Below are 21,281 nucleotides of genomic sequence, written 5' to 3' on the forward strand. Positions count from 1 at the left end.
GGCCTGACGCCATGGAGGTGCAGGCCTTTTCTCATGGTGAAGCCCTGCCCCATGCGATGTGCATGAGGGCTATGCGCCTCAGCCCGTGGCCACCACCCGCAGCACCTCGGCGCCATAGGCGTCCAGCTTCTTGGCGCCCATGCCGCTGATGCCCTGCAGGTCGTCCAGCGAGGCCGGGTTGCGCTCGGCAATGGCGGCCAGCGTGGCGTCGTGGAAGATCACATAGGCCGGCAGGTTGTGCTCGCGCGCGACCTCGGCGCGCCAGGCCTTGAGGTTGATGAAGCGCACCTGGGCATCAGGCCCCAGGCTGGCGGCGGCAGCGTTGGGCTGGGTGGCGCGCTTGGAGGTGCGCGTGCGCGGCGCTGCGACGGCCTCGCGCAGCTGTACCTGGACATTGCCGCGCAGCACTTCGCGCGAGCCTTCGGCCAGGCACAGGGTGTCGAAGCTGTGGCCGCTGTTCTCGCTGGTGATCTTGTGCAGGCCCAGGGCGCCAGTGGCCAGCAGCTGGCGCATCACGCCGCGCAGCTGGGGCTCGCTGTAGTCCTTGCCCAGGCCGAAGGTGGAGATCTTCTCGTGCCCGTACTGGCGCACCTTCTCGGTGTCCTTGCCGCGCAGCACGTCCATGATGTGGCCCGCGCCAAAGGTCAGCTGGCTGGCCTCGTGCACGCGGTAGATGGTGGACAGCAGCTTGCGCGCGGCGTCCGTTCCATCCCACAGGGCCGGGGGCTCCAGGCAGTTGTCGCAGTTGCCGCAGGCGGTCTTTGCCACGCGCTGCAGCGGCCGGCCTTCAATGTCCGTCTCTGCGTCTTCTCCCGGTGCGCCCAGGCCGTACTGCTCGCCGAAGTAGGCCAGCAGCCGCACGCGGCGGCAGTCCGTGGCCTCGGCCAGGCCCAGCAGGGCATCGAGCTTGCCGCGCATGACCTGCTTGAAGGTGTCCTCGGCCGGGCTTTCGTCGATCATGCGGCGCTGGTTGACCACGTCGGACAGGCCGTAGGCCATCCAGGCGTCGGCGGGCAGCCCGTCGCGGCCTGCGCGGCCGGTTTCCTGGTAGTAGCCCTCGATGTTCTTGGGCATGTCCACGTGGGCCACGAAGCGCACATCGGGCTTGTTGATGCCCATGCCGAAGGCGATGGTGGCGACGATGACGATGCCGTCCTCGCGCAGGAAGCGGTCCTGGTGCAGCTGGCGCGTCTCGAAGGGCAGGCCCGCGTGGTAGGGCAGGGCGGGCACGCCGGCCTGGCTCAGCGTCTGGGCCAGCTCCTCCACGCGCTTGCGCGACTGGCAATAGACCACGCCGGCCTCGCCCTCGTGCTCGCGCTCGATGAAGCGCAGCAGCTGGTTGCTGACGTCCTTCTTCTCGGCGATGCGGTAGCGGATGTTGGGGCGGTCGAAGCTGCTGACGAAGTGCCGCGCGCTCTCCAGCTGCAGCCGCTCGACGATGTCGGCGCGCGTCAGCGCATCGGCCGTGGCCGTGAGCGCGATGCGCGGCACGCCCGCATAGCGTTCGTGCAGCACGCTCAGCGCGCGGTACTCGGGCCGGAAGTCATGGCCCCACTGGCTCACGCAGTGCGCCTCGTCGATGGCGAACAGCGACAGCTTGCCCTGGGCATGCAGGTCGTCGAGCAGGCCCAGGAAGCGCGGCGTGTTCAGGCGCTCGGGCGCGGCATACAGCAAGGTGATGTCGCCGCTTTGCAGGCGCCATTCGACTTCCTGCGTCTCGTCATAGGACAGCGTGGAGTTCAGGTAGGCGGCGCTGACACCGGCCTCGTGCAGCGCGCCCACCTGGTCGTGCATGAGCGCGATCAGCGGCGACACCACCACCGCCACGCCGTGGCCCTGCTGCTGGCGCACGATGGCCGGCACCTGGTAGCACAGGCTCTTGCCGCCGCCCGTGGGCATGAGCACCAGCGCATCGCCGCCGGCGACCACGTGCGAGACGATGGCCTCCTGCGGACCGCGGAATTGTTCGTAGCCGAACACGGCTTGCAGGACGGAATGCGCGGCGGACAACGGAGGCTTTCGGAGAAGGGGCGGCGGTGCCGCGAGTTGGCGAAGCGGGAATGCAGGGCAAGCGCCCAAAAAACGGTTCCGGCCACAAGGGCCGGAACCCGCAATTGTGCTCCCCCGGCAAGGGCTGCGAGGGTCATGGGGTTTCGGGAAGGCCTGGCAGCCCATTCTCCCTGCGCATTTCCTGCTCACAGGCGACTTGTGTAGCACGGTTTTCAACGGCGTCCAACAGACTATTCCTAGGAGATAGGACGGCGTGGTCGCCGGATTTCCAGCCAAAAACAAACTCCATAAGCTGCATTTTTTCGCAACGAAACGGGAGGCTGGATATGTGGAAGCGACATCAATCAGTGCGATCAGTGCGCAAGCGGGCTCACGGTCCATGGGCCGCAGGGCTTGGGCTGTTGCTCACCTGGACCGGGCAGGGAGCGGTGGCTGCGGCAGTGTCTGAGCCATCGGTGCCCATGCCCATGCAGCAGGTCAGCCAGGCCCTGCAGGGTCTGGCCGTGCCCTTCGAAGCCAACGGCGGCCAGTTCGACCCGGCCGTCGCCTTCAGGGCCAGGACCTTCGCCGGGGCCGTCTTTGTGACGCAGCAGGGCCAGATCGTCTACAGCCTGCCCGGTCCCGTGAACGGCAGTGCAGACCGGGCGCGTCCGGGTCCGGCTCGTGATGCCGAGCTTACCCGCCAGCCCGGCTGGCGGCTGACGGAAACCCTGGTCGGCGCGCAGCCGCTGGCGCCGCAGGGCGGGGAGGCCGCCCAGGTACAGGTACGCCACTTCACCGGCCCGCGCAGCTACCACGCCGCCACCTACCACAACGTGCAACTGGGCCAGGCATGGCCCGGCGTCAACGTGGAGCTGGCAGCGCGTGGCAGCAATGTGGAGAAACTCTTTCATGTGGCGCCCCATGCCGATGCCGCGCAGATCCAGGTGCAGCTCGGTGGTGCGCTGTCCCTGCGCCTGGGCGAGGAGGGTGAGCTGATCGCTGCAACCGGGCATGGCGACGTGGCCTATACGGCGCCCGTGGCCTTCCAGCAGACGCAACAGGGGCGTGTCGATGTGCCGGTGCGCTATGCGCTCAACGCGGCTGGCGATGGCTACGGCTTTGCACTGGGGGCCTATGACGCATCGCTGCCGCTGGTGATTGATCCCTTGTTGCGCAGTACGTATGTGGGGGGCAATGGGTGGGATGGCATCCATGCACTGGCCATTGATCCGCAGACGGGGGATGTGCTCGTGGCAGGGTGGACCAAGTCGTACAGCTTTCCTGGTGTGGCAGGTGGAGGGCGTTTTGGAGATGAAGATGGTTTCGTGTCTCGCCTGTCGGCGGACTTGAAGACGATCAGGCAAAGCATTTACCTGGGCGGCAATGCCCTGGACCTCATCAACGCGCTGGCCATTGATCCAAAGACGGGAGATGTCCTCGTGGCGGGAGTTACAGACTCCACCGACTTCCATGGCGCCACGGGCAGTGCGCCGCCCGGGCGCAACACCTTCGTGGCGCGCTTGTCAGGCGATCTTGCGGCGTCCAGAAGCATCTATCTGGGAGGATCGGGCCGTGACGATGTCTACGCCCTGGTGATCACGGACAACGGTGACGTGGTGGTTGCCGGGGAGACGAACTCCACGGATTTTCCCCTGGCTGCGAGCGGATCCAGCTTCGGTGGTGGTCGGTGGGGGGATGGCTTTGTCGCGCGCTTGTCTGGCGATCTGGTACTGCAGCGCAGTATCTACCTCGGAGGAGAGGGAGACGACAGAGTTACGGCGATTGCCTTGGATACCAGCCGTGCGGGCAAGGGGGAGTTGCTCGTGGCGGGGAGCACGAACTCCAGCGACTTCCCTTTGACACAGGGCGGGCAACAGGAGCGATTTGGCGACCAAACCGTGGCTGGCTTTATATCGCGCCTGTCGAGTGATTTGGGCATAGTGCAAAGCACCTATCTTGGAGGAGGTGAGGGAAGCCGTTCTTGGGTTGATGCATTGGCCATCAATGCGCGCACGGGCGACATAGTGGTGAGCTCGACAACCAACTCTCCCAATTTTCCGGGTCGCGCCAGTGGTGTCCAGCACGACCATGAAATTTATGTTCAAGGGCATATGGAAGTCGTTGTATCGCGTTTACCGGGCAGTCTCACAGCGGCGCCCAACAGCATTTTTCTGGCAAGTCCAGGCAAAACAATCTCTAGCGCACTGGTCATTGCGGCAGGTGACACGGATGATGACCCCGACGATATTGTGGTTACGGGCTGGACAGAAAGGCACCCCAATTCAAACCCAGGGTACCTTGAAGGTGCCGATATGGGCTTGCAACCGTCGCGTTCGGATCGGGGCGCTACCGGCTTTGTTGCGCGCTTTTCGCTGCCAACACGGGGGGATCTGACCGTCAGGCGCAGCACCTATCTGGGGCGAGGAGGCGAGGTGATCGACGCAATGGCCATTGACTCCATGGGCCGTGTCGTGGTGGGTGGAACCACATGGACCGACCTTCCCGGCGCCACAGGCACTATGGGCGGCGGGCGAGACGGCTTCGTCTCCCGCATCGCGGGCGACCTTCGAGCCACTTCCACACAAAAGATCGTCTTTCCCCAGCAAGGCGCGCAGCGCTTCGACCAGGGCAGCTTTGATGTGCATCCCCCGGCCGTGGCCAGTTCGGAATTGCCGGTTCACTACGGGGTGCTGCCGGCATCGAAGAATGTCTGCGCCATCCCCGACGGTCGGGTGGGCAAGGTCACCATTTTGGGCGTGGGTACCTGCGCGGTGGTCGCCAGCCAGCCTGGCGATGGCGGCATCGGCTGGCTGGCTGCGGGTGACGTGGTTCGCGATATCCGCATCGTCCGCTAGCCCAGCACTCCACGCGCAATGATGCTGCGCTGCACTTCGGACGAGCCTTCGTAGATGCGCAGGATGCGCGCATCGCGCACCAGGCGCTCCAGCGGCATTTCGCGCGTGTAGCCGTAGCCGCCGTGGATCTGCAGGGCCTCGTCGGTGACGAAGCCCACCATTTCCGAGGCATGCAGCTTGGCCATGGCCGAGTGCTGGGTGAAGGGCTGGCCTGCCTGGCGCAAGGCCAGGGCCTGCATGGTCAGCGCCCATGAGGACTCCAGCCGCAGCTTCATGTCTGCCAGCTTCCACTGGATGCCCTGTTTCGTGGCCAGTGGCTCGCCGCCGACCAGGCGCTGATTGGCCCATTGCGCGGCGGCGGCCAGGGCGGCCTCGGCCACGCCCAGGGCGGTGGCCGCCACGTCCAGGCGGCTGTTGTCCAGCACCTTCATCGCCGTCTTGAAGCCCGTGCCCTCGGCGCCCAGCCGGTGGCTGGCAGGCACGCGCACGCCGTCCAGCGATACCTCGAAGGCATGGCCGCCGCGGATGCCCATGAGTTTTTCGGGCGCCGAGACCTGGATGCCGGGCAGGTCACGCGGCACGATGAAGGCGCTGACGCCGCGCGCGCCGGCCTCCATGTCGGTCTTGGCGAAGACGACCATGAAGCGCGCCTCGGCGGCGTTGGAGATGAAGTGCTTGACGCCCGTGATCAGATAGTCGTCCCCATCGCGCACGGCGCGCGTGCGCATGTCGGCCGGGTGCGAGCCGCCGCGCGGTTCGGTCAGCGCAAAGGCCGCCAGCCATTGGCCGCTGGCGCAGCGCGGCAGCCACTGCTGGCGCTGGGCGTCGTCGCCGCCGATGAGCACGGCGTCCGTGCCCAGGTAGTGGGCGCCGATCATGGACGAGGTGGCCGCGCAGGCGCGCGAGATGGCCACCAGGGACAGCAGCATGGCCGTGGGCGTGACGCCGGGGCCGCCCAGGGCCTCGGGCAGGTTCATGCCCATCACGCCCAGGGCCGACAGGCCCGGCACATGGCAGGTGGCGGACAGCGCCTCTTCGTCCATGCGCTGCGCCAGCGGGGCGAGTACGTCGTCGGCAAAGCGGGCCACGGCATCGGCAATGGCGTGGTCGTCGGCGGTGGTGCCCAGTCGTTGGAAGTTCATGTCGGTTGCTCAATGTGATGGGGAAGAGGGGGCTGCGCCTGCGGTGCCCAGGGCACCGGATGCGCGCAGCGCGGCAATGGCTTCGGCGCCCCGGCCCAGCCACTGCGAGAGCAGGGCCTCGGTGTGCTCGCCCAGGGCCGGTGCGCGCTCGGCGCGGTTGGGTGCGGCGCCGCTGAAATGCACGGGCTGGGTGGGCAGGCGCAGGCCGGGCAGGCGCTCGTCGTGCACCGCGCCGAGCAGGCCGCGCGCCTGGCTTTGGGGCGACTCCAGCGCCTGGGCAATGTTCCAGATGGGGGCGGCGGGCACGCCGGCCGCATCCAGCGCGGCCACCACCTGCGCCACTTCATGCCGGCCGGCCCAGGCCTCGATGGCCTCGCGCAGCGCGGGTTCGTGGGCCGAGCGTGATTCGTCGCTGGCAAAGCGCGGGTCGCCGGCCAGGCTGCCCAGCTCCATGGCCTGCAGGGCGGCAGCGAACAGCTTGTTGTTGAGCACGGCCAGCGCGAAGTGGCCATCGCCTGCGCGGTACACGCCGAAGGGGGCCGACAGCGGATGGCGGTTGCCCACGCGGCGCGCGGGCCGGCCCGTGAACAGGTAGCGCGCCACCGAGGTGGCCAGAAAACTCAGCGTGGTGTCGAACATGGCCACGTCCACCTGCTGGCCCTGCCCGGTGGCGCGGGCCTGCAGCAGCGCGGCCAGCGTGGCCCAGGAGGCGAACAGGCCGGCCACCACGTCGCTGACGGCCTCGCCCACGACGGTGGGCGCGCCATCGGGCTCGCCCGTGGCCTCCATGAGGCCGCTCATGGCCTGCACGATGATGTCGTAGGCCGGCCGGTGGGCCAGCGGCCCGGTCTGGCCGAAGCCCGAGACGCTGACGTAGACCAGGCGCGGATTGAGTGCCCGCAACTGGCTTGCGCCTATGCCCAGGCGCTCGGCCACGCCGGGCCGGAAGTTCTCCACCACCACGTCGGCCTGGGCCGCCATCTCGCGGACCAGGGCCACGGCCTCGGGGTGCTTGAGGTCCAGCACCAGGCTTTGCTTGTTGCGGTTCATCACCGTGAACAGCGCGCTTTCGCCGTTGTTCATGGGGCCGATGGCGCGGTAGTCGTCGCCCTGCGGCGGCTCGATCTTGACGACCTCGGCGCCCAGGTCGGCCAGCAGGGCCGTGGACAGCGGCCCGGCCAGCACGCGCGTGAAGTCGAGGATGCGCACGCCGTCCAGCGGGCGGGCGGTACTGGCAGGGGCGGGGGGCGAGGCGGATTCGGTCATTGATGCAGCCATGGACAGGTGGTGGATGGCTGCATGCTGGCCCGCAATTGAATCAATGGAAAATATTCAATCCTGATGCAATGCATTCAAAAAGATGATCCATATCAGCCTCCGGCAGCTTGAGTACTTCGTGGCCGCTGCACGCCATGGCAGTGCGGCGCGCGCGGCAGAAGCCATCGGCGTGTCCCAGCCGTCCATCTCCAAGGCGATTGCCGACCTGGAGGCGCAGTGGGGCGAGGCGCTGTTCGTGCGCCGCCATGCCAGGGGGCTGGATCTCACGGCGGCCGGCGCGGTGCGCAGCCGCGATGCCCAGGCGCTGCTGGACGGCGCACGCAGCCTGCAGGGGCCGCGCACGGCGGCGGTGGCGGGCGTGCTGCGCCTGGGCTTTCTGAGCACGCTGGGCGCGCGCTGGGTGCCGGCGCTGCTGGCGCAGATGCAGCGCCGCCATCCCGGCATTGCACTGGAGCTGGTGGAGGGCGATATCGCCTCGCTCACGCAGCAGGTGGAGCGCGGCGAGCTCGATGCGGCCCTGCAGTACAACACGGGCCTGGCGCGTCCCCGCATGGAGCTGCTGCCCGTGGCGGCGTTGCCGCCCTATGTGCTGCTGCCGCATCGCCATGCGCTGGCGGCCAGGACCAGCGTGAGCCTGGCCGAAGTGGCGGCCCACCCGCTGGTGCTGATCAACCTGCCGCACAGCCGCGAGTATTTCCTGTCGCTGTTCCGCGAGGCCGGCGTGACGCCGCTGGTGGCCCATGAGTTCGCCTCCATCGAGATGCTGCGTTCCATGGTGGCCAATGGCCACGGCCTGAGCGTGCTGACCACGCGACCGGTGGTGGACCGCGCCCACGATGGCCAGCGCCTGGCCTGCCGCCGCATCCGGGGCCGCGTGGCCCCCCAGCCCGTGGTGCTGGCCGTGCCGGCGGGCAATGCCTCGCCGCTGATTGCACCTTTTTTGAAGGTGGCGCGGGCTGTGATTGCACCGTAGCGGCGCGCCATGCGGTGGCCTGCACCACGGTGGTGAATCGCGACCAGGGACTTTCCCCAGCTTGTATGGACAAGATGGGTTGGCACGGTGCTTGCTCTCGCTCTCTGTGTTGACCGCAGATGGATGCAGGTTTCCGCCCTTGCCAGGTTTGCCGGGTAATCCTGTATATACATGTTTGGTCGGCAAAAACACACTTCGGGCTTCCGCACCGGTCTGCCCGCGGACCCCGAAACTGCCATTGCCAACTTGCTTTCCCGACCGAGGAGTGCCACATGAGTTCGATCCCCACGTTCCGCCGCCTGCCCCTGGGGCCGCTGGCCGCCGCCCTCTGCCTTGCCGCCGCACTGCAGCCCGCTGCCGCGCAGGAGACCAAGATCACCCTGGGCATGTCGGGCTGGACCGGCTTCGCGCCGCTGACCCTGGCCGACAAGGCCGGCATCTTCAAGAAGAACGGCCTGGCGGTGGACCTGAAGATGATTCCGCAGAAGGACCGCCACCTGGCCCTGGCCTCGGGCGCCATCCAGTGCGCGGCCACCACCATCGAGACGCATGTGGCCTGGAACACCAACGGCGTGCCCATCGTGCAGATCTTCCAGATGGACAAGTCCTATGGCGCCGACGGCATCGCCGTGCGCAATGACGTCAAGGGCTTTGCCGACCTCAAGGGCAAGACCGTGGCCGTGAGCGCGCCGGGCACGGCGCCGTACTTCGGCCTGGCCTGGATGCTGCACAAGAACGGCATGACCATGAAGGATGTGAAGACCGTCTCGCTGGAGCCCCAGCCCGCGGCCCAGGCCTTCGTGGCCGGCCAGAACGATGCGGCCATGAGCTACGAGCCCTACCTGTCCACCATCCGCGCCAACCCGGCGGCGGGCAAGATCCTGGCCACCACCATCGACTACCCCATGGTCATGGACACCGTGGGCTGCGATCCCAAGTGGCTCAAGGCCAACGCCGCCGCCGCCAAGGCCCTGGCCCAGTCGTATTTCGATGCGGTGGCCATGATCGAGGCCGACAAGACCAAGTCCTTCGAGATCATGGGCACGGCCGTCAAGCAAAGCGGCGAGCAGTTCGGCAAGTCGGCCTCCTACCTCAAGTGGTCCGACAAGGAAGCCAACCAGAAATTCTTCGCCAACGAGCTGGTGCCCTTCATGAAGGAGTCGGCCGTGATCCTCAAGGAGGCCGGCATCATCCGCTCCATCCCCGAGAACTATGGCGTGATGTACGACGCCAGCTTCATCCAGTAAGCCCGCCAGGGGATGACCATGCAAGCCGCATCCACTTCCGCAGTCCAGCCGGCTAACAAGCCCATGACCCACGCCACACCGCACGCTCCCGCGCCCGCCGCGGCGCCAGCCCCCGTCCGCCGCCGCCGCATGGCGCCGCTGGAGCCCGTCAGCCCCACGGCCAAGTGGGTGCTGGGTGTGGCCTTCTTCGTGCTGTTCTTTCTCGTCTGGGCGGCTGTGACGCTGGGCGGCTTCGTCTCCCCGACCTTCCTGGCCAGCCCCATGACCATGGCGCGCGAGGGCGTGCTGCTGTTCACCGAGTACGGCTTCCTGCACGACATCGGCATGACGGTCTGGCGCGTGATGGGCGGCTTCATCCTGGCCTCGGTCGTGGCCGTGCCCCTGGGCATTGCCATGGGCGCCTGGAAGCCGGTCGAGGCCTTCTTCGAGCCCTTTGTCTCGTTCTGCCGCTACCTGCCGGCCTCGGCCTTCATCCCGCTGCTGATCCTGTGGGCCGGCGTGGGCGAGACGCAGAAGCTGCTGGTCATCTTCATCGGCTCGGTGTTCCAGATCACGCTGATGGTGGCCGTGACCGTGGGCGGCGCACGCAAGGACCTGGTGGAGGCCGCCTACACGCTAGGCGCCTCCAACACCGGCGTGGTGCGCCGCGTGCTGATCCCGGGCGCCGCGCCCGGCATTGCCGAGACGCTGCGCCTGGTGCTGGGCTGGGCCTGGACCTATGTGATCGTGGCCGAGCTGATCGGCTCGTCCTCGGGCATCGGCCACATGATCACCGACAGCCAGGCGCTGCTGAACACGGGCCAGATCATCTTCGGCATCATCGTGATCGGCCTCATCGGCCTGGTGTCCGATTTCATCTTCAAATCGCTGAACCGTCGCATGTTCGAGTGGAGCACCCTGTGATGAATCTGCTGTCCATTCAAGGTGTTTCGCGCACCTTCACCAGCCACAAGGGCACGAGCACGCAGGCCTTGCTGCCTGTGGATTTCGAGGTCCGCGAGAACGACTTCGTCACCATCCTCGGCCCTTCGGGCTGCGGCAAGTCCACCATGCTGCGCATTGCGGCGGGGCTGGATTTCCCGACCACGGGCCAGGTGCTGCTGGACGGCCGCGCCGTGGACGGGCCGGGCGCCGACCGCGGCATGGTGTTCCAGAGCTACACGCTGTTCCCGTGGCTGACGGTGGCCCAGAACATCCGCTTCGGCCTGCGCGAGAAGGGCGTGAGCGAGGCGCTGCAAAAGGAGCGCAGCGACTACTTCATCGCCAAGGTGGGGCTGCGCGGCTTCGAGAACCACTTTCCCAAGCAGCTGTCGGGCGGCATGCAGCAGCGCACGGCCATTGCGCGCGCGCTGGCCAACGATCCCAAGATCCTGCTCATGGACGAGCCCTTCGGCGCACTCGACAACCAGACCCGCGTGCTCATGCAGGAGCTGCTGCTGGGAATCTGGGAGGCCGAGCGCAAGACCGTGATGTTCGTCACCCACGACATCGACGAGGCCATCTTCATGGCCAACCGCGTGGCCGTGTTCAGCGCGCGGCCGGGCCGCATCAAGGCCGACATTCCCGTGAACCTGCCGCATCCGCGCCACTACACGGTCAAGACATCGCCCGAGTTCATGGAGCTGAAAGCCCGGCTGACCGAAGAGATTCGCGCAGAGTCGCTGGCTGCTGCTGCACACTGACGCTTTTCATGACCACTGCCCACACCATGTCTTCCCGCTCCACGGCTTCTCGTCTTTCCGCAACGACGGCGGAGGTGCCCATGGCCCTGTACCAGCAGGTCAAGGACCATGTGATGCGCAAGATCGCCGATGGCTCGCTGTCGGCCGGCGAGCGCGTGCCGTCCGAGCAGGAGCTGGTGCAGGAGTTCGGCGTGGCCCGCATGACGGCCAACCGCGCGCTGCGCGAGCTGGCCGAGCAGGGCGTGATCGTGCGGGTGGCGGGCGTGGGCTCGTTCGTGGCCGAGGAAAAGCCGCAGTCCACGCTGCTGCGCATCGCCAACATCGCCGAGGAAATCCGCCAGCGCGGCCATGACCACCGCTTCGAGCTGATCAGCGTGCGCCGCGAGTCGGCCTCGCCCGAGGCGGCGGCTTCGCTGCAGCTGTCCGCCGGCAGCTCGGTGTTCCACCTGCAGGGCGTGCATTTCGAGAACGACGTGCCCGTGCAGCTGGAAGACCGCCATGTGAACCCGCGCATGGCGCCGGACTTCATGGAGCAGGACTTCTCGCTGATCCAGCCTTCGGTGTACCTGGTGCGCAACGTGCCCTTCGACCAGATCGAGCATGTGGTGGACGCCATGCTGCCCACGCCCGAGCAGGCACGCTGGCTGCAGATGGAGACCGACCAGCCCTGCCTGACGCTGACGCGCCGCACCTGGTACCTGGGCACGCCCGTGACCTGGGTGCACTGCGTGCATCCGGGCATGCGCTACCGGCTGGGCAGCCGCTTTCGCACCGACGGCGGATCGCACGACGGCTGAGGCCGGAAAGGCGGGGTTCCCGCTCTTGCGCTGTTCCGCTTCGATTGATATTGTATAGACAGGCATAGACATCCATCCTGGCACATCCTCCCAGACACCGACAGGGCATCACCATGAACACCATCACGACTCCCGGCCTCACCTCCCGTCCCGGCACCGCGCTGACGCTGCAGCCCGGCCAAGTCACCCTGGCCCAGCTGCGGGCCATACAGCAGGGCGGCGTGCGCCTGTCCATGGCGGCGCCCGCCTACGAGCGCATGCGCGCCGCCCAGGCCCATGTGCAGCACATCGTGGATGAGGACCAGGTCGTCTATGGCATCAACACCGGCTTCGGCAAGCTGGCCTCCACCAAGATCGCCCATGACCGCCTGGCCGAACTGCAGCGCAACCTGGTGCTGTCGCACAGCGTGGGCACGGGCGAGCCGCTGCCCGACGCCGTGGTGCGCCTGGTGCTGGCCACCAAGGCCGTGAGCCTGGCGCGCGGCCACTCGGGCGTGCGCCCCGAGCTGGTGGACGCGCTGCTGGCCCTGGCCAACGCCGACGTGCTGCCCGTGATCCCCGCCAAGGGCTCGGTGGGCGCCTCCGGCGACCTGGCGCCGCTGTCGCACCTGGCCTGCGTGCTGATCGGCGAAGGCCAGGCCAAGATCGACGGACAGGTGGTGTCCGGCGCCGAGGCCATGCGCCACGTGGGCCTGGAGCCCTTCGTGCTCGGCCCCAAGGAAGGGCTGGCCCTGCTCAACGGCACCCAGGTGTCCACGGCCCTGGCCCTGGTGGGCCTGTTCCAGGGCGAGAGCGTGTTCGCGGCCGGCCTGGTGGCGGGCTGCCTGACGCTGGAGGCCATCAAGGGCTCGGTCAAGCCGTTCGACGCCCGCATCCACGAGGCGCGCGGCCAGCTTGGCCAGATCGCCGTGGCCGCCGCCGTGCGCGAGCTGCTGGACGGCAGCGCTATCGACACCTCCCACCCCCACTGCGGCCGCGTGCAGGACCCGTACTCCATCCGCTGCGTGCCCCAGGTCATGGGCGCCTGCCTGGACAACCTCAGCCATGCGGCCCGCGTGCTGGTGATCGAGGCCAACGCCGCCTCGGACAACCCGCTGGTCTTCGACAACGGCGACGTGATCTCGGGCGGCAACTTCCATGCCGAGCCCGTGGCCTTCGCGGCCGACATCATCGCCCTGGCCCTGGCCGAGATCGGCGCCATCTCCGAGCGCCGCATGGCCCTGCTGCTGGACACCGGCCTGTCGGGCCTGCCGGCCTTCCTGATTGCCGACAGCGGCGTGAACTCGGGCTTCATGATCGCCCAGGTCACGGCCGCCGCCCTGGCTGCCGAGAACCAGTGCCTGGCTCATCCCAGCAGCGTCACCAGCCTGCCCACCTCGGCCAACCAGGAAGACCATGTCTCCATGGCCACCTACGGCGCGCGGCGCCTGGGCGAGATGGCGCGCAACACCGCCGTCATCGTGGGCGTGGAAGCCATGGCCGCCGCCCAGGGCATGGACTTCGACCGCAGCCTGAGCAGCTCCGAACTGATCGAGGCGCAGTACGCGCTGATCCGCAGCCAGGTTCCGCACCTGGACCGTGACCGCTACCTGGCACCCGACATCGAAACCATGCGCCAGTGGGCGCTTGCCACGGACTGGCCCCAGGCCATCGTCCGCCACCTGCCCAGCCACCAGGCTGCCTGAACCCCGCAACCGCTCACCCTACGCACCCAGGAGATCGCCATGAACGCCAACGACGCCATCCTCAACGCCAACGCTGCCACGGCTGCCACCAATCCCCGCTATGACGCCAGCCGCGTCATCCGCGCCCCGCGCGGCAGCGAACTGCACTGCAAGAACTGGCTGGCCGAGGCCGCCTACCGCATGCTGCAGAACAACCTGGACCCCGACGTGGCCGAGAACCCCAAGGCCCTGGTGGTCTACGGCGGCATCGGCCGCGCGGCGCGCAACTGGGAGTGCTATGACCAGATCCTGGAGTCGCTGAAAAAGCTGGAGGCCGACGAGTCGCTGCTGATCCAGTCGGGTAAGCCCGTGGGCGTGTTCAAGACGCACGAGAACGCACCGCGCGTGCTGCTGGCCAACTCCAACCTCGTTCCCCAGTGGGCGAATTGGGAGCACTTCAACGAGCTCGACCAGAAGGGCCTGTTCATGTACGGCCAGATGACGGCCGGCAGCTGGATCTACATCGGTGCCCAGGGCATCGTGCAGGGCACGTTCGAGACCTTCGTCGAGGCCGGTCGCCAGCACTACAACAACGACCTCACGGGCAAGTGGATCCTCACGGCGGGCCTGGGCGGCATGGGCGGTGCCCAGCCGCTGGCCGGCGTGCTGGCCGGCGCCTGCGTGCTGGCCATCGAATGCCAGCAAAGCAGCATCGACTTCCGCCTGCGCACACGCTACCTGGACAAGCAGGCGCGCGACATCGACCACGCGCTGGAGCTCATCGCCCAGCACACGGCTGCGGGCGAGGCCATCTCCATCGGCCTGCTGGGCAATGCCGCCGAAATCCTGCCCGAGCTGGTGCGCCGCGCAAAGGCCGGCGGCGCCCGCCCCGACATCGTGACCGACCAAACCTCCGCCCATGACCTGATCAACGGCTACCTGCCCGTGGGCTGGACCGTGGACGAGTGGCGTGCCGCCGCGGCCGACCCGTCGCGCCATGCCCAGCTCAAGGCCGCCGCCGCCCAGGGCTGCGCCCAGCACGTGCAGGCCATGCTGGACTTCCAGGCCATGGGTATTCCCACGGTGGACTACGGCAACAACATCCGCCAGGTGGCCCTGGACCAGGGCGTGAAGAACGCCTTCGACTTCCCCGGCTTCGTGCCCGCCTACATCCGGCCGCTGTTTTGCGAGGGCAAGGGCCCGTTCCGCTGGGTGGCCCTGTCCGGCGACCCCGAGGACATCTACAAGACCGACGCCAAGATCAAGGAACTGTTCCCCGACAACAAGCACACCCACCGCTGGCTGGACATGGCGCGCGAGCGCATCAGCTTCCAGGGCCTGCCCGCGCGCATCTGCTGGCTGGGACTGGGCGAGCGCCACAAGGCGGCCCTGGCCTTCAACGAGATGGTGAAGAACGGCGAACTCAAGGCCCCCATCGTGATCGGCCGCGACCACCTGGACTGCGGCTCGGTGGCCAGCCCCAACCGCGAGACCGAATCCATGAAGGACGGCACGGACGCCGTCAGCGACTGGCCGCTGCTCAACGCCCTGCTCAACACTGCAGGCGGCGCCACCTGGGTCAGCCTGCACCACGGCGGCGGCGTGGGCATGGGCTACTCCCAGCATGCGGGCGTGGTCATCGTGGCCGATGGCACGGACGAGGCCGCCGCCCGCCTGGGCCGCGTGCTCTGGAACGATCCGGCCACCGGCGTGATGCGCCATGCGGATGCGGGCTACGACATTGCCGTGGCGGCCGCCAAGCGCCATCAGCTGAACCTGCCCATGGTCAAGTGAGCCGCTTGCAGGACACCACGGCCATGCAGCGTTTCGACCTGAACCAGATCGCCGCCAGCCCCTGGAAGAACGGGGGCGGCAGCACGCGCGAGATCGCCTGCTGGCCGCCCGGGGCCGGCATGGAGGCCTTTGGCTGGCGCATCAGCGTGGCCACCATTGACCAGCCCGGCCCGTTCTCGGCCTTTGCGGGCGTGGACCGGCAGATCATGCTGCTCGATGGCGACGGCGTGCACCTGCGCGGCGAAGGCATCGACCATGTGCTGGACGCGCGCTGGCAGCCGTTTGCCTTCTCCGGCGATGTGGCGCTGGGCTGCTCGCTGCTGGGCGGCACTTCCACCGACTTCAACGTGATGGCGCGGCGCGGCCGGTGGCGGGCGCAGGTCCAGGTGCTGGACAGCGCTGCCGACGCCGGCCGCGCCGACGCCGGCCTGTGCATGGTGCTGCAGGGCGACTGGCAGGCGGATGGCGCTGCGCTCATCCCCGGCCAGGGCCTGTGGTGGAGCGCGCAGCAGCCCGACCCGCAGCAGCTGGTGCCGCAGACCGACGACGCGCGGCTGGTGCAGGTGCTGCTGCAAGCCTGCTGACGACCCACGACATCCAAGGAATCACCTCCATGACCGAGCCCCACGCACCCGCTTCTGCATCCGCTTCCGCACTCGCTCCATCCTCCTCGGCCGACGGCTGCTGGCAGAACCTGCGCCTGGCGCCTGACATGTTCGAGGCCGGCCAGGCCGTGGGTGATGGCGAGGATGCCTGCATCGTGGTGCAGCAGGGCCGCGTGGCCTGGGTGGGGCCGCAGCAGGCCCTGCCGCCCGCATATGCGTCCCTGCCGCGCCATGACGGCCAGGGCATGCTGGCCACGCCGGGCCTGGTCGATTGCCACACCCACCTGGTCTATGGCGGCGAGCGCGCCAACGAATTCGCCATGCGCCTGGACGGCGCCAGCTACGAGGAAGTGGCACGCGCCGGCGGCGGCATCGTCTCCAGCGTGCGTGCCACGCGCGAGGCCAGCGAGGACGAGCTGTTCGCCCAGGCCCTGCCGCGCCTGCAGCAGCTGCTGGACGAGGGCGTCTGCGCCATCGAGATCAAGTCGGGCTACGGCCTGGCGCTGGAGCACGAGCGCAAGCAGCTGCGCGTGGCCCGGCGCCTGGGCCAGGCCCTGGGCGTGACCGTGCGCACCACCTTCCTGGGCGCGCATGCGCTGCCGCCCGAGTACGCAGGGCGCAGCCAGGACTACATCGACCTCGTCGCCGGCACCATGCTGCCCGCGCTGGCGGCCGAGGGCCTGGTCGATGCGGTCGATGTGTTCTGCGAGCGCATCGCCTTCTCGCTGGCCGAGACCGAGCAGGTCTTCCAGGCCGCACGCCGCCTGGGCCTGCCCGTCAAGCTGCATGCCGAGCAGCTGTCGAACATGGAGGGGGCGGCCCTCGCGGCCCGCTATGGCGCGCTGTCCTGCGACCACATCGAGCACCTGTCGGAAGCAGGTATCGCCGCCATGCGCGGCGCGGGTTCCGTGGCCGTGCTGCTGCCCGGCGCCTACTACACGCTGCGTGACACCCACATGCCGCCCATCGCGGGCCTGCGCGCCGCGGGCGTTCCCATGGCCGTCTCTACCGATCACAATCCGGGCACCTCCCCCTGCCTGAGCCTTTTGCTCATGGCCAACATGGCCTGCACCCTGTTCCGGCTCACCGTGCCCGAGGCCCTGGCGGGCATCACCCGCCATGCCGCGCGCGCCCTGGGCCTGCAGGACGAGCATGGCCTGATCGCGGCCGGCCGTCCCGCCCACTTCGTGCTCTGGCCCGTGCGCCATGCGGCCGAGCTGGCCTACTGGTTCGGCAGCAAGCCTGACTGCACCATCGTGCGCCAGGGCCGCATCGTGCGGACCCGCGGGCAGGGGAGCCACTGAAAGCCTGCTCATGCCCCATGCACTGTTTCTCGATGAATTGATTTCCACCCTGGGCGCCGAAGTGGCGCAGCGCGGCGACGATGTGCCCGCGCGCTACCACACCGACTGGAGCGGCACGCCGCCCCAGCGCCCGCTGGCCCTGGTGCGCCCGCGCAGCACCGACGAGGTCAGCGCGCTCATGCGCCTGTGCACGGCCCACCGCGTGCCTGTCGTGCCCCAGGGCGGGCTCACGGGCCTGGCCGGTGCGGCCGTGCCCGTGCCGGGTGCGGTGGCCGTCTCCATGGAGCGCATGAATGCCATCGAGGACGTGAACGCGCGCACCGCGCTGATGACCGTGCAGGCCGGCGCCACGCTGCAGGCCGTGCAGGAGGCGGCCGTGGCCGCAGGCATGGTCTTCGGCGTGGACCTGGGCGCGCGCGGCAGCTGCCAGATCGGCGGCAACGTGGCCACCAATGCGGGCGGCAACGGCGTGCTGCAGCACGGCATGATGCGCGAGCAGGTGCTGGGCCTGGAGGTGGTGCTGGCCGACGGCACGGTGCTGCCCATGCTGCGCCCCATGCTCAAGAACAACACGGGCTACGACCTCAAGCAGTTCTTCATCGGCTCGGAGGGCACGCTGGGCATCGTCACGCGCGTGCTGCTGCGCCTGCGCCCCGCGCCCCAGGCCCGCGCCACGGCCCTGGTGGCCGTGCCGGACTTCGATGCGGCGCTGTCCGTGCTCGCGCGCATGCAATCGCGCTTTGGCAACGGCGTGGCGGCCTTCGAGCTGATGTGGGACAGCTTCATCCAGGCCTCCATCCGCTGGCAGAAGCTGCAGCCGCCCTTTGGCCAGGCGCATGCGCTGCTGGCCCTGATCGATGTGGACGGCAAGGACGAGGCCACGCTGCGCGCCGACGTGGAAGAGGCCCTGGGCGAGGCCATGGAGGCCGGCGAGGTGGCCGATGCCGTCATCGCCCAGTCCGTGGCCCAGGCGCGCCAGCTGTGGAAGCTGCGCGAGGCGCCGGCCGAGCTCAACACGAACATGCATCCGCCCGTCAACTTCGACGTCAGCCTGCCCCAGGCCGACATCGGCCGCTTTGCCGATGCCTGCCGCGCCGCGTTCGACGCGCGCTGGCCCGGCCACCACACGCTGTTCTTCGGCCATGTGGGCGACGGCAACCTGCATGTCTCGGTGGACGGTGCCACCGCCAACGGCGACTGCGAAGGCGTCGAGGCCGCGCTGTACCACCTGGTCGGCGAGTTCGGCGGCAGCGTCTCGGCCGAGCACGGCATCGGCCTGCACAAGAAGCCCTATCTCGGCGCCAGCCGCACCCCGGCCGAACTGGCCGTCATGCGCGCCATCAAGCAGGCGCTGGACCCCCTGCATCTGTTCAACCCCGGCAAGGTATTCGACCTATGAACGCTCCCGCCCTCCACGCGATCCACACCCTGGCACGCCCCGAAGTGCCGCCGCTGCCGCCCTACAACGCAGGCCTGTCCTCCGAGGCCGTGCGGGCGCGCTACGGCGTCACCGAGATCGCGCGGCTGGCGAGCAACGAGAACCCCTTTGGCGCCAGCCCCGCCGTGGCCCGCGCCCTGGCCGACCTGGCCCTGCACGTGGGCACCTATCCCGATGCGCAATGCACGGCGCTGCGCGCGGCCATCGCCGCGCGCACCGGCGTGCCGGCCGAGGCCATTGCCGTGGGCAACGGCTCCGAGGACATCCTGCAGATGCTGTGCCAGGCGTTTCTCTCGCCCGGCGACCGCGTGCTCACCCAGCGCCCGGCCTTCGGCCTGCACGAGATCTACCCGCGCATGATGGGCGCCCGCGTCGAGCTGCTGGAGCTGACGCCCGCGCTGGACTTCGACGTCGATGCCTGGTGCCAGGCGCTGGCGCGCGGTCCCAAGATCGCCATGCTGGCCAATCCCTCCAATCCCGTGGGCTGCATGTTCAGCGCCCGCGATTTCGCGCGCCTGCTGGACGCCACGCCGCCGCAGACCCTGCTGGTGGTGGACGAGGCCTACTACGAGTACGCCCTGCACGCCGACGGCTACCCCGACGTGCTGGCCCTGCTGCGCGGCCGCGCCATGCCCTGGATCGTGCTGCGCACCTTCTCCAAGGCCTGGGGCCTGGCGGGCCTGCGCGTGGGCTACGGCCTGGCCAGCGACGCGGCCCTGGTGCAACTGCTGGACCGCGTGCGCACGCCCTTCAACGTCAACCAGGCCGCCCAGGCGGCGGCGCTGGCGGCCTGGGGCGACGAGGACTTCATGCAGCGCGGCGTGGCCGAGACCGTGCGCCTGCGCGATGTGCTGGCGCAGCGGCTGGCCGCCCTGCCTGCACTGCCCGCACTTCGGATAGCGCCTTCGGCCGCCAACTTCCTGTTCATCGACATCGGCCGCCCCAACGGCCCCGTGAACGAGGCGCTGCTGGCCCGGGGCCTGATCGTCAAGCCCTGGAAGGAGCCGGGCTTCGAGCACTTCATCCGCGTCTCCGTGGGCACGGAGGCCGACAACGAACGCTTCGTGCGCGCGCTGGCCGAGATCCTGGAGGCCGGGCAATGAGCGGCATCGACCCGACACCCGACAGCCGCACGCTGTTCGCCGAGCATGCGCTGCTGCCCACGGGCTGGGCGCGCAATGTGCTGCTGCGCTGGGATGGCGCAGGGCGCCTGCTGGCCGTACAGGCCGACGCCCCGCCCGGCAGCGCGCCGCGCGCGCCCGGCCCCGTGCTGCCCGGCATGCCCAACCTGCACTCGCATGCCTTCCAGCGCGCCTTTGCGGGCCTGACCGAATACCGCGCCGAGGCCCAGGACAGCTTCTGGAGCTGGCGCGACCTAATGTACCGCTTTGCCGCGCGCATCACGCCCGAGTCGCTGGAGGCCATCGCCACCTGGCTGTACGTGGAGATGCTGGAGGCCGGCTACACCTCGGTCTGCGAATTCCACTACGTGCACCACGACCGGGATGGCCGGCCTTATGCCGACGACGCCACGCTGTCCCTGGCCCTGCTGCGCGCCGCGCGCAAGGCCGGCATGGGCATCACCCTGCTGCCCGTGCTCTACCAGACCAGCGGCTTCGGCGGCAAGCCGCCGCGCGCCGACCAGGCGCGCTTCATCCGCAGCACCGACAACATGCTGGCCCTGCTGCAGCGCCTGCTGCCCGAGGCGCGCGCACAAGGCGCGGCCCTGGGCCTGGCGCCCCACTCGCTGCGCGCCGTGCCGCCCGACAGCCTGCGCGTGGCCGTGGAGGGCCTGACGGCGCTGGACGCGCGCGCGCCCCTCCACATCCACATTGCCGAGCAGACCCAGGAGGTGGACGACTGCCTGGCCTGGAGCGGCCAGCGCCCCGTGCAATGGCTGCTGGAGCATGCCCCCGTGGACGCGCGCTGGTGCCTGGTCCACGCCACCCACATGACGCCCGGTGAATACGCGGGCGCCGCGCGCAGCGGCGCCGTGGCCGGCATCTGCCCCACCACCGAGGCCAACCTGGGCGATGGCATCTTCGACATGCCGCAATGGCTGGGCCATGGCGGCGCCTGGGGCGTGGGCTCGGACAGCCATGCCTGCGTCAACGCGGCCGAGGAACTGCTGATGCTCGAATACAGCCAGCGCCTGTCGCTGCGCCAGCGCAATGTGCTGGCCGGCCCCGACCCGCAGGTGGGCACCGCGCTGTGGACCGCTGCCGTGCAGGGCGGTGCCCAGGCCGCAGGCCGCCCCGTGGCCGGGCTGGCCGTGGGCCAGCAGGCCGACTTCCTGGCGCTGGATGCAGGCCATGTGGCACTGGCCGGCCTGCCGGTGCAGGCCATGGTCTCGGCCCATGTCTTCGGCAGCCACCGCAGCAGCGCGCTGCACAGCCTGTGGGTGGGCGGCGAGCGCCGCGTGCAGGCCGGACGGCATGCGCTGCACGAGGCGGCAGCCCGCGGCTTTGTCGCGGCCCGCGCGGCCACCCTGCAATCCTGAGGCCCCCGCA

Annotated in this window: 16 protein-coding genes; 13 read left to right on the forward strand and 3 right to left on the reverse strand. The window is 69.0% G+C overall.

The features are described 5' to 3' along the window. Positions 1–78 precede the first annotated feature (78 nt). A complete protein-coding gene (locus AC5I49_RS13705) occupies positions 79–2,010 on the reverse strand; it encodes a RecQ family ATP-dependent DNA helicase (RefSeq protein WP_017405658.1) in 1,932 nt (643 codons plus the stop codon). A 461-nt stretch (positions 2,011–2,471) separates the two neighbouring features. Between AC5I49_RS13705 and AC5I49_RS13710 the strand changes: the two genes are divergently transcribed. Next, positions 2,472–4,847 (forward strand): DUF7948 domain-containing protein, encoded by a 2,376-nt coding sequence (locus AC5I49_RS13710; RefSeq protein ID WP_160851094.1) that lies wholly within the window; start codon positions 2,472–2,474, stop codon positions 4,845–4,847. Here AC5I49_RS13710 and AC5I49_RS13715 read toward each other — a convergent pair. Both AC5I49_RS13715 and AC5I49_RS13720 read right to left on the reverse strand, forming a co-directional pair. Beyond that, positions 4,844–5,989 (reverse strand): acyl-CoA dehydrogenase family protein, encoded by a 1,146-nt coding sequence (locus AC5I49_RS13715; protein ID WP_495789509.1) that lies wholly within the window; start codon positions 5,987–5,989, stop codon positions 4,844–4,846. The two genes, AC5I49_RS13710 and AC5I49_RS13715, sit on opposite strands and share 4 nt — an antisense overlap. A gap of 9 nt (positions 5,990–5,998) precedes the next feature. Further along, positions 5,999–7,255 carry a CaiB/BaiF CoA transferase family protein gene (locus tag AC5I49_RS13720; protein ID WP_343740359.1) on the reverse strand — a complete coding sequence of 419 codons (1,257 nt, stop codon included), beginning with the start codon at positions 7,253–7,255 and terminating at the stop codon, positions 5,999–6,001. Between the two features lie 94 nt (positions 7,256–7,349). On the opposite strand from AC5I49_RS13720, the gene AC5I49_RS13725 reads away from it, so the two are divergent. The 12 genes from AC5I49_RS13725 (at position 7,350) to AC5I49_RS13780 (ending at position 21,271) form a co-directional block, all read left to right on the forward strand. Next, positions 7,350–8,240: a LysR substrate-binding domain-containing protein gene (locus tag AC5I49_RS13725; RefSeq protein WP_046240486.1), complete on the forward strand. Its 891-nt coding sequence runs from the start codon at positions 7,350–7,352 to the stop codon at positions 8,238–8,240. A gap of 272 nt (positions 8,241–8,512) precedes the next feature. Beyond that, complete coding sequence (locus tag AC5I49_RS13730; protein ID WP_013800043.1) at positions 8,513–9,487, forward strand: ABC transporter substrate-binding protein; 975 nt, start codon at positions 8,513–8,515, stop codon at positions 9,485–9,487. Between the two features lie 18 nt (positions 9,488–9,505). Then, the gene (locus AC5I49_RS13735; protein WP_016447378.1) at positions 9,506–10,390 is read left to right on the forward strand and encodes an ABC transporter permease; all 885 of its coding nucleotides are present in this window, start codon (positions 9,506–9,508) and stop codon (positions 10,388–10,390) included. Beyond that, entirely contained in the window at positions 10,390–11,169 is a 780-nt protein-coding gene (locus tag AC5I49_RS13740) for an ABC transporter ATP-binding protein (RefSeq protein ID WP_012202086.1), read from the forward strand. Before AC5I49_RS13735 ends, AC5I49_RS13740 begins: the two co-directional genes overlap by 1 nt. 26 nt (positions 11,170–11,195) lie before the next feature. After that, positions 11,196–11,966: a histidine utilization transcriptional repressor HutC gene (gene hutC, locus AC5I49_RS13745; RefSeq protein WP_026062963.1), complete on the forward strand. Its 771-nt coding sequence runs from the start codon at positions 11,196–11,198 to the stop codon at positions 11,964–11,966. 113 nt (positions 11,967–12,079) lie between these two features. Then, the gene (gene hutH, locus AC5I49_RS13750) at positions 12,080–13,651 is read left to right on the forward strand and encodes a histidine ammonia-lyase (RefSeq protein WP_046240484.1); all 1,572 of its coding nucleotides are present in this window, start codon (positions 12,080–12,082) and stop codon (positions 13,649–13,651) included. A gap of 39 nt (positions 13,652–13,690) precedes the next feature. Beyond that, on the forward strand, positions 13,691–15,424 hold the full coding sequence (gene hutU / locus AC5I49_RS13755; RefSeq protein WP_016447381.1) for a urocanate hydratase: 1,734 nt from the start codon (positions 13,691–13,693) through the stop codon (positions 15,422–15,424). Between the two features lie 23 nt (positions 15,425–15,447). Then, positions 15,448–16,008, forward strand: coding sequence for a HutD/Ves family protein (locus AC5I49_RS13760; protein ID WP_016452222.1), 561 nt, complete (start codon positions 15,448–15,450; stop codon positions 16,006–16,008). Positions 16,009–16,037: 29 nt separating this feature from the next. Next, positions 16,038–17,333, forward strand: a complete 1,296-nt coding sequence (gene hutI, locus AC5I49_RS13765) for an imidazolonepropionase (protein WP_047217589.1) — start codon at positions 16,038–16,040, stop codon at positions 17,331–17,333. A gap of 10 nt (positions 17,334–17,343) precedes the next feature. After that, the gene (locus tag AC5I49_RS13770) at positions 17,344–18,732 is read left to right on the forward strand and encodes an FAD-binding oxidoreductase (protein ID WP_017407628.1); all 1,389 of its coding nucleotides are present in this window, start codon (positions 17,344–17,346) and stop codon (positions 18,730–18,732) included. Then, complete coding sequence (locus tag AC5I49_RS13775) at positions 18,729–19,874, forward strand: histidinol-phosphate transaminase (protein WP_473042092.1); 1,146 nt, start codon at positions 18,729–18,731, stop codon at positions 19,872–19,874. Before AC5I49_RS13770 ends, AC5I49_RS13775 begins: the two co-directional genes overlap by 4 nt. Further along, positions 19,871–21,271 (forward strand): formimidoylglutamate deiminase, encoded by a 1,401-nt coding sequence (locus AC5I49_RS13780; RefSeq protein WP_047217591.1) that lies wholly within the window; start codon positions 19,871–19,873, stop codon positions 21,269–21,271. The genes AC5I49_RS13775 and AC5I49_RS13780 overlap by 4 nt, the downstream gene beginning before the upstream one ends. Positions 21,272–21,281: the final 10 nt, after the last annotated feature.

Source organism: Delftia sp. (genome assembly GCF_059499305.1).

Excerpts from the sequence above, each read along its gene's own strand:
- AC5I49_RS13740 (WP_012202086.1), top strand. The coding sequence starts at position 10,390 with ATGAATCTGCTGTCCATTCAAGGTGTTTCGCGCACCTTCACCAGCCAC.
- hutC (WP_026062963.1), top strand. The coding sequence starts at position 11,196 with ATGTCTTCCCGCTCCACGGCTTCTCGTCTTTCCGCAACGACGGCGGAG.
- AC5I49_RS13760 (WP_016452222.1), top strand. The coding sequence starts at position 15,448 with ATGCAGCGTTTCGACCTGAACCAGATCGCCGCCAGCCCCTGGAAGAAC.
- AC5I49_RS13720 (WP_343740359.1), bottom strand. The coding sequence starts at position 7,255 with ATGACCGAATCCGCCTCGCCCCCCGCCCCTGCCAGTACCGCCCGCCCG.
- AC5I49_RS13780 (WP_047217591.1), top strand. The coding sequence starts at position 19,871 with ATGAGCGGCATCGACCCGACACCCGACAGCCGCACGCTGTTCGCCGAG.
- AC5I49_RS13710 (WP_160851094.1), top strand. The coding sequence starts at position 2,472 with ATGCCCATGCAGCAGGTCAGCCAGGCCCTGCAGGGTCTGGCCGTGCCC.
- hutI (WP_047217589.1), top strand. The coding sequence starts at position 16,038 with ATGACCGAGCCCCACGCACCCGCTTCTGCATCCGCTTCCGCACTCGCT.
- hutH (WP_046240484.1), top strand. The coding sequence starts at position 12,080 with ATGAACACCATCACGACTCCCGGCCTCACCTCCCGTCCCGGCACCGCG.
- AC5I49_RS13735 (WP_016447378.1), top strand. The coding sequence starts at position 9,506 with ATGCAAGCCGCATCCACTTCCGCAGTCCAGCCGGCTAACAAGCCCATG.
- AC5I49_RS13770 (WP_017407628.1), top strand. The coding sequence starts at position 17,344 with ATGCCCCATGCACTGTTTCTCGATGAATTGATTTCCACCCTGGGCGCC.
- AC5I49_RS13775 (WP_473042092.1), top strand. The coding sequence starts at position 18,729 with ATGAACGCTCCCGCCCTCCACGCGATCCACACCCTGGCACGCCCCGAA.
- AC5I49_RS13730 (WP_013800043.1), top strand. The coding sequence starts at position 8,513 with ATGAGTTCGATCCCCACGTTCCGCCGCCTGCCCCTGGGGCCGCTGGCC.
- AC5I49_RS13725 (WP_046240486.1), top strand. The coding sequence starts at position 7,350 with ATGATCCATATCAGCCTCCGGCAGCTTGAGTACTTCGTGGCCGCTGCA.
- hutU (WP_016447381.1), top strand. The coding sequence starts at position 13,691 with ATGAACGCCAACGACGCCATCCTCAACGCCAACGCTGCCACGGCTGCC.
- AC5I49_RS13715 (WP_495789509.1), bottom strand. The coding sequence starts at position 5,989 with ATGAACTTCCAACGACTGGGCACCACCGCCGACGACCACGCCATTGCC.